At 79.8% G+C, this 2,363-nt stretch carries 1 protein-coding gene; it reads right to left on the bottom strand.

What is annotated here, in order from left to right:
- Positions 1-2,363: S8 family serine peptidase (locus tag ACQRUO_RS39225; protein ID WP_428320969.1), on the bottom strand; the 2,363-nt coding region annotated here is incomplete at both ends.

The raw sequence follows: 2,363 nt of genomic DNA on the forward strand, positions 1-2,363 counted from the left end.
CCGGGGCGGCGCCGGCGGTGGGCTGCGGGGTGCCGGGCGGGCAGTCCGGCCACCGCTCGCCCGCGCCGCCCAGGGTGAAGGCGCTGACCAGTCCGGCCGGGCCGGCCGGGGTGCGGGCGGGCGTCCCGGTGATCGCGTACCGGGTCACCGAGCCGTCGGCGGCGCCGCCCACCGGCGTCGCCGTCAGCTCCGAGGCGGCCCGCGGCGCGGCGAAGAGCGGCACCCGCAGCTCCGGCACGCCCGACTGCTCCGGGGTGAGCAGCAGGTGGCCGGAGAGCTCGCCGCGGTAGCTGCGGGCCCGGCCGGCCTGGACCGTCGCCAGGCTCGGGTCCGGCACCCGACCCACCGCCCCCGCCAACCGCAGCGTCACCCGCACCCGGGCCCGCTCCCCCGGCGCCAGGCTGACCCGGTCCGGCGTCAGCTCGAAGGCGGCGCCCGGCAGTTCGGTCGCCGCCCGGTACCCGGTCCGGTAGCTCACCGGCACCGTGGCCAGGTTGTGCACCTCGACCTCGCGGGTGAGCGCGGCCGCACCGGTGACCGGGACCGGGCCGAAGGAGACGCCGACCGCCGCACCGCCGTCCGCGGCGTCGTAGGCCACCGCCGGGGTGGCGACCGCCAGGTCGGCCCGGACCCGCCCGGCGCCGGCCCGCTCGGGGCCCAGCAGCGGGCCGCCCGGCGCGGCCCGGACGTCGGTGGCGGTGTTCATCAGGGCCGCCTTGACCTCGGCCGGCGACCAGTCGGGGTGGGCGGCGCGGACCAGCGCGGCGATCCCGGTCACGTGCGGGGCAGCCATCGAGGTGCCGTCCTCCCGGGTGCCCCCGCCGCCGCTGCCGGCCTTCGCCGACCAGATGGTCTCGCCGGGCGCGGCCAGGTCGGGTTTGACCACCCCGGCGACGCCGAGGCCGCGCGAGCTGAACACGGTGACGGTGTCGACCCGCGCCGGCTCGTCCTGGGCGACCGCACCGTGCAGCGGGTTGCCGGGGGTGGCCAGCTGGACGGTGACCGGATCCGCGCCGGCCGTGACCGCCTGCCGCAGCCGATCGCCCTCGGCCCGGGCCAGGATCGCCTCGGGGATCCGCTCGTTGCCGCTGATCTCGCCGAGGTGGTCGCCGTCGGCCGCCAGCAGCACGCCGAGCGCACCCGCCGCGGCCGCGTGGTCGGCCCGCGGGGTGGAGCCGCAGGCCCGGTCGGCGTCGGCCACCGCCCAGTCGAGCAGCGCCACCCGGCCGCGCAGCCGCTCGGCGTCGGCCGGGTCGAAGGGGGCGCAGCCGTCCTGGTCGGCGGCGGGACGGGCGAGCCGCCCGCCGACCTCGGTGCTGCTCCAGCCCGGGTAGCGGGCGCTCCAGTGGGTGGGCAGCAGGCCGGCCAGCGCGGGCGGGGCGAGCACCCGCAGGCCGTCGGCGTCGCCGTGGCCACCGACGGTGGCCGCCACCGCGATCGCCCGGGCGGCGACCCCGGGGCTGCCGCCGACCCCGTACCGGTCCCCGTCGTTGCCGGCCGAGGCGACCACCACGGTGCCGGCCGCGACCAGCCGGTCGACGGCCAGCGCGTCGGCGTCACCGGGGTCGCCGAAGCCGCTGCCGAGCGAGAGGTTGACCACGTCCAGCCGGTCGGCGAGGTCGCCGTCCTGGTCGGGGTCGGCGGCCAGGTCCAGGGCGTGGGCGAGCTGGTCGGTGGAGCCCTGGCAGCCGAACACCTTGATCGCGTAGAGGGTGGCGCCGGGCGCCGCGCCGGGGCCGACCCGGAAGTCGGCGGGGTCGAGCCCGGGGCGGTAGGGGCCGCGGTAGGTGCGGCCCCGGGCGTCCACGCCGAGGCCGGCCGCGGTGCCGGCCACGTGGGTGCCGTGGCCGTTGCGGGCGCAGTCCAGCGGGTTGGGGTCGGGGTGCGGGACGGGCTGGTAGTCGGGGGCGGTGGGGTCCGGGTCGTAGTCGTCGCCGACCAGGTCCTGACCGCCCGTCACCTTGGCGTTGGGGAACAGCCCGGCGGGCGCCGGCTTGCTGCCGTCCACCGCGCGGTAGGCCGCCTCGGTGCCGGGGCCGCCGAAGTCGGCGTGGGTGTAGTCGATGCCGCTGTCGATGATGCCGATCCGGATCCCGGCGCCGGTGCCGCCGCCGGGCGCGGTCCACACCGCGGGTGCGCCGGTGAGCGGTACGGAGTGGGCGTTGGCGGGCTGCTTGAGGGTGATCGGGTGGACCGCGCGCACCCCGGGCAGCCGGCGCAGCACGGCCAGCCGGGCGGCCGGGACGTCGACCGCGAGGCCGGTGAGCAGGGTCCGGGTCCGGTAGAGCACCCGGGCCTGTGGGCCGACGGCCTGCGCCAGCCGGTCGAGCGCGGCCTCGGCCCGCTGCCGGGCGGCCCGGCCG

It is taken from the genome of Kitasatospora sp. LaBMicrA B282, from assembly GCF_050325825.1.
Taxonomy (GTDB): Bacteria; Actinomycetota; Actinomycetes; order Streptomycetales; family Streptomycetaceae; genus Kitasatospora.